5 protein-coding genes are annotated in these 5,133 nt (G+C 75.5%); 4 read left to right on the forward strand and 1 reads right to left on the reverse strand.

Annotation, left to right across the window (positions count from 1 at the left end; translation table 11 throughout):
* Together ACFWEJ_RS27110 and ACFWEJ_RS27115 are read left to right on the forward strand one after the other, a co-directional pair.
* A partial coding sequence (locus tag ACFWEJ_RS27110) for a hypothetical protein (protein WP_377232279.1) occupies positions 1 to 211 on the forward strand: 211 nt, incomplete at its 5' end.
* Positions 212 to 306: 95 nt separating this feature from the next.
* On the forward strand, positions 307 to 1,167 hold the full coding sequence (locus ACFWEJ_RS27115; RefSeq protein WP_377232280.1) for an alpha/beta fold hydrolase: 861 nt from the start codon (positions 307 to 309) through the stop codon (positions 1,165 to 1,167).
* On the opposite strand, the gene ACFWEJ_RS27120 is transcribed toward ACFWEJ_RS27115, so the two are convergent.
* Complete coding sequence (locus ACFWEJ_RS27120; RefSeq protein WP_377232281.1) at positions 1,151 to 2,425, reverse strand: hypothetical protein; 1,275 nt, start codon at positions 2,423 to 2,425, stop codon at positions 1,151 to 1,153. The genes ACFWEJ_RS27115 and ACFWEJ_RS27120 overlap by 17 nt on opposite strands.
* 116 nt (positions 2,426 to 2,541) lie before the next feature.
* On the opposite strand from ACFWEJ_RS27120, the gene ACFWEJ_RS27125 reads away from it, so the two are divergent.
* Together ACFWEJ_RS27125 and ACFWEJ_RS27130 are read left to right on the forward strand one after the other, a co-directional pair.
* Positions 2,542 to 3,975 carry an FAD/NAD(P)-binding protein gene (locus ACFWEJ_RS27125; RefSeq protein WP_377232282.1) on the forward strand — a complete coding sequence of 478 codons (1,434 nt, stop codon included), beginning with the start codon at positions 2,542 to 2,544 and terminating at the stop codon, positions 3,973 to 3,975.
* A gap of 105 nt (positions 3,976 to 4,080) precedes the next feature.
* Positions 4,081 to 5,100, forward strand: a complete 1,020-nt coding sequence (locus ACFWEJ_RS27130) for a hypothetical protein (protein ID WP_377232283.1) — start codon at positions 4,081 to 4,083, stop codon at positions 5,098 to 5,100.
* Positions 5,101 to 5,133: the final 33 nt, after the last annotated feature.

The following is a 5,133-nucleotide window of genomic DNA, read 5'->3' on the forward strand; positions in this document are numbered from 1 at the left end:
GGCGGCGACCGCGCAGGCCACGGCGGCCCGGGCGGACGCGCAGCTCGCGGCCCTCCGCGCGGAGATCGAGGCGGCCCACCGCGAGTTCGAGACCCTGCGGGCCCAGCTCGACGACGACCGGGCGCGCACCCGGCGGCAGGTGCTGGTCGCCTGGGCCGGCGCGGGCGCGGCGGCGGCGCTCGCCGTGGTCGCGCTGGTACTGGGGTTCTGACGGCGCCGGGTTCTGACGACGCCGGACTCTGACGCCCCACCACGACCCGGCGAACCCGACCGATGAGTTTTCAACCTTCCGGTCGTCAGCACCTCATGACGGAGACCCTTGTCGACGTACCGAGCGCCCTGCTGTGCGCCGAGACCTTCGGCGACCCGGCCGACCCGGCCATCCTCCTGATCGGCGGGATCGGCGGCCCCATGGACTGGTGGCAGGACGACTTCTGCCAGGCCCTGGCCGACGGCGGCCCGCCCGGCCGGTACGTCATCCGGTACGACCACCGCGACACCGGACGCTCCCGGACCGACCCGCCCGGGGCGCCCTCGTACACCGGGGACGACCTCGCGCTGGACCCGGTGCGCCTGCTGGACGCGCTCGGGATCGGCCGCGCGCACCTGGCCGGGGTGTCGATGGGCGGCGGGATCGCGCAGCAGACGGCGATCGAGCAGCGGCGCCGGGTCTCGTCGCTCACGCTGATGTCGACGAGCCCCGTGACGCACGACCCCGACGGGCCGACCCTGCCAGGCCCCACGCCGGAGGCGGCGGCCCAGTTCAGCTCACCGCCGCCGGACCCGGACTGGAGCGACCCGGACGACGTCGTCCGCTCGATCGTCGCGGCGGAGCGGGCGTTCGCCGGGCCCGGCTACGACGAGGTCGCCGCGCTGGCCACCGCCCGCCGGATCGTTCGGCGGTCGATCGACCCGGCGTCCGCGGCCAACCACTTCCTGGTCGAGAGCCGCCCGGTGCGCGGCACGCTCGCCGACGTCACCGTGCCCACCCTGGTGCTGCACGGCGACGCCGACCCGCTGTTCCCGCCCGAGCACGGCGCGGCGCTGGCCGCCGCGATCACCGGCGCGCGCCTGGTGCTGCTGCCCGGCGTGGGACACCAGTACCCGCCGCGGTCCGCCTGGGACGTGGTCGTGCCGGAGATGCTCGCGATCAGCTCGCCGGCCTGACCGGCCGCGGGGGCCGGGGCACCTCGAACCGCACGGGCAGCTCGCGCGGCGCCGACGAGAAGAGCGTCCCGGCCGAGCGCAGCGCCTCCGACGGCACGGTCAGCGCGACGCCGCCGAGGCGGCGCAGCGCGGCCTCGACCGTGATCTGCGCGATCAGGGTCGCGGGGCGGCGCGCGGGGCACGCGTGCGGGCCCGCGCCCCACGTGAGGTAGGAGAGGTTGCCCGACTCCAGCCAGATGTCGTCGCCGGTCCCCCGCGACTCGGCGCTCGCGCCCAGGATGCCCGGCACGACGGCGTCGCCCGCCGCGATAGCCCGGTCGCCGAGCGTGGTGTCGGCCAGGGCGAAGCGGGGCGCCGCGTTCGGGGCCGGCGGCGTGGAGCCGAGCACGGCCTCCAGCGTGTCCGGCGCGGACAGCCGGCCGCCCGAGCGCCCGTCGAACCGCGGGTCGGTGAGCCGCAGGCGCAGCGCCTGCGTGATCCACCCGACCTCGAACTCGCTGCCCAGGATGAGCGTGGCGGACACCGCGCTCTGCGCGTCCAGGTCGGTGGGCGCGCTCGGGTGCCGCAGGATCGCCGAGGTCAGATCGTCCGACGGCGCCGTGCGGCGGTCCGCGATCAGGTCGGAGATCAGTGCGCGCTGCGCGTTGAGCGCCTCGGCGCCGGCCGCGCCCTTGGCCTGGAAGACCTTGCGCGAATGCCCGAGCATCGCGCGGGCCTGCTCCGGGTCGAGCCCGAACATGGTGGACATCACCAGCAGCGGGACGGCGCGCGCGTAGTCGCTGACGAGGTCGGCCTCGCCCGCGGCCAGCACGCGGTCCAGCGCGAGGCCGCACCAGTACTCGACCGTCGCGGCGAGGCGGTGCTCGTCCACGCTCTCGAACGCGTCGTCGACCAGCCGGCGCAGGTGGCGGTGCCGCGCGCCGTCCACGTAGTAGATGCCGTCGCGCGGGGCGAGGACGCCGCCGACGCCGCTGCCCGGGCCGACGGTGCCGTCCGCGAACAGGCCCCAGTTGCGCGCGTCGCGCGAGTACAGGCCCTCGTTGCGCAGCACCGTGACCAGCTCCCGGTGCCCCAGCACGAGCCAGGCGGGCACGCCCGGCTCCAGGAGCACGGGCGCCACGTTCCCCCACCGGGCGCGCAGCGCCTCGTACACGGCGGCGGGGTCGGGGCCGCTCGTGGTCTCGCTCAGCGGGGTGAGGTCGGCCGGGCCGGCCAGGTCGACCAGGCGCTCCGACTGGGTGGTCGTCGTGACTGTCATGGCTCCCCAGGTTCTTGGCGCGACGGAGGCGCGCTCCACGACTTTTAGCCGGAATGTACCTCATGTCCGATGCGCGGTAATGCATCGGCCCTGGTCGCAACCGTTATCCTCGGGCCATGCAGCGGACCATCGCCGTCGTCGGCGGCGGGGCCGCCGGCGTCATCCTCTCGGCCCACCTCGTGCGTGCGGCCGCGTCACACGGGCCGCACCGGCAGGTGCGGGTCCTGCTGATCGAACCCGCGGAGACACCCGGCCGCGGCCTCCCCTACCGGACCACCGACCCCCGGCACACGCTCAACGCCGTGGTCGCGCGGCTCAGCGCCTTCGACGACGACCCGAAGCACCTGCTGCGCTGGTGCGCGTCGGCCGGTGTGCCCGCCGAGCCGGGCACGTTCCTGCAGCGCGCCGACTTCGGCCGCTACCTCACCGAGCTGCTCGGGTCGGTGCCCGTGCCGGCCGGCTCCGCGGTGGAGCACGTGCGCGGCACGGTGGTGGACGTGGTGGACGGTCCCGGGCCGGTGGGCGGGAGCGGCGACGGCGTGGCGGACGGCGCCGGGGCGGGCGTGACGCTCACCCTGGCGGACGGCACCGCACTGCGTGCCGACGCCGCCGTGCTCACGCTCGGCACCCCGCCGCCCGTGCGGCTGCCCGAGTACGAGCCGTGGGGCGAGCGGTACGTCGCCGACCCCTGGTCGCCCGACCTCGACAAGCGGGCCGCGGGCGCCCGGCGGGTGCTGGTCGTGGGCACCGGCCTGACCACGCTCGACGTCGTCGCGCACCTGCACCCGCTGCTGCCCGGCGCGACGTTCACCGCCGTCTCCCGGGGCGGCGCCCTGCCCGCGGCGCACGCCGCGGACCCGCTGCCGCCGGCCGTGGAGGTCGACCTCGACGGCGCGCCCGGTCACGAGCCTGGGGACGGACCTGGTGATGGACCTGGGGGTGCGCCCGGCGGCGGACCCGGCGGTGTGCTGGCCGGCGCCGTCGACGTGGTGCGGCGGCGCGTCGCCGCGGAGCGCGCGGCGGGGCGGGACTGGCGCGCGGTGATCGACGCCGTCCGCCCGCAGGTCAACCCCGCCTGGTCCCGGCTGACCGCCGACGAGCAGGCGGCGTTCCAGCGCGAGCACGCGCGCTCGTGGGAGAACGTGCGGCACCGCATGTCGCACGCGATGCGCACCCACGTGGACGAGCTGCTCGCGGACGGCGTGCTCACCGTGTCCACGGTCGAGGCGGTGCTGGGCCGCCCGGGCGGGTCGGGGCCGGACACGTCCGCGTTCGACCTCGTGGTCGGCGCCACGGGGCTGCCGGCCCTGACCTCGCCCGGCTGGAACCCGCTGGTCGACGCGCTGGTGGCGCGCGGCGTCATGCGGCCCCACCGGCTCGGCACGGGCCTCGACCTGACGCCGGACGCCGCCCTGGTCGACGCCGCCGGCGTCGGCCACCCGCGGCTGCGCGCCATGGGGCTGGCCCGGCGCGGGCTGGAGTGGGAGTGCACGTCGGTGCCCGACCTGCGGCGGCAGGCCGCGCTACTGGCGGAGGACCTGCTGGGCTAGAACTGGTCATCGAACTGCCATGTCACGGTTGCCCTGCGGCAACGCGTGGGGTGAAGTCTTCCCTCGAACACCCACCTGTCAGACCGACCGGGACGAGGGAAACAGATGCCTGGACCTGCACGAACACTGACGCTGGCCGCCGGCGCGACGGCGGCCGTGGTCGCCCTGGGGATCGCGGCGGCGGGATCCGCCGCGGCGGGGGCGACGACGTCCGGAAGCACCGCCGTGGTGTCGGCCGCGAGCAACGCCGACGTGGCCCAGCGCTGGGCGCCGATCCACTACCAGGACGTGGACCAGACCGGGACCAACGCCCTGGGCGGCCGTTCGGACTACCTCGCCGCCTACGACTTCGACGGCGACCTGAACGCGCGCAACAACTGGGAGAACACCGGCAGCCACGCGCTGGCCGCCACGGCGTACTACTCGGTCATGGAGACGTCGACCCACTGGTTCGTGACCTACATGTTCTTCCACCCGCGGGACTGGTCGGACTCGATCTTCGACACGGAGCACGAGAACGACGCCGAGGGCGTCATGGTCGCCGTGCAGAAGGACGGCTCGGCCTACGGCGTCCTGCGCGGCGCGGTCACGGTGGCGCACAGCGACTTCTACTCGTACACCCCGCAGGGCAGCACCTGGGGCGCGGGCGCCGAGACGATCGACGGCACGCTGCAGATGGCGACCAGCCCGCACGACGGCCTGACCCACCCGGTCACCGCCCAGGAGGCCAAGGGCCACGGGCTCAAGGCGCGCCCGGGCTACGACATCAAGGGCGACGGCGTCATCTACTACCCGGCCGGCCGCGCCGAGGTGCCGGAGCACCCGGCCGACCGCGACGTGTCCTACCGCCTGGTGGACATCCACGCGTCCGGCGGTCTGTGGGCGCAGCGGGACAACACCCAGCTCTTCGCGAGCGCGGGCACCTTCGCGGGCGACACCTCCGGCTCCTGCGGCGACGGCGGCATCTCCTGTACGCAGAACTCCGCGAACGCCCCGTGGGGCTGGGACGACGGCGACGACGTCCCCGGCCGCGGCGCCCTGGCGACGGACCCGGCGGGCCTGTCGGCGAGCTACTTCCGCATCCCGGAGACGCTGTCTCGCACCTACACGACCAACCCGTACTGACCCGCGACTCCTCCCAACCCCAAGGTGTTGACC

Source organism: Promicromonospora sp. NPDC060204 (assembly GCF_042728455.1).
GTDB lineage: Bacteria > Actinomycetota > Actinomycetes > Actinomycetales > Cellulomonadaceae > Promicromonospora.

What these genes read in the sequence shown, in the direction of transcription:
- ACFWEJ_RS27130 (WP_377232283.1), top strand. Translation starts at nt 4,081, where the DNA reads ATGCCTGGACCTGCACGAACACTGACGCTGGCCGCCGGCGCGACGGCG.
- ACFWEJ_RS27115 (WP_377232280.1), top strand. Translation starts at nt 307, where the DNA reads ATGACGGAGACCCTTGTCGACGTACCGAGCGCCCTGCTGTGCGCCGAG.
- ACFWEJ_RS27120 (WP_377232281.1), bottom strand. Translation starts at nt 2,425, where the DNA reads ATGACAGTCACGACGACCACCCAGTCGGAGCGCCTGGTCGACCTGGCC.
- ACFWEJ_RS27125 (WP_377232282.1), top strand. Translation starts at nt 2,542, where the DNA reads ATGCAGCGGACCATCGCCGTCGTCGGCGGCGGGGCCGCCGGCGTCATC.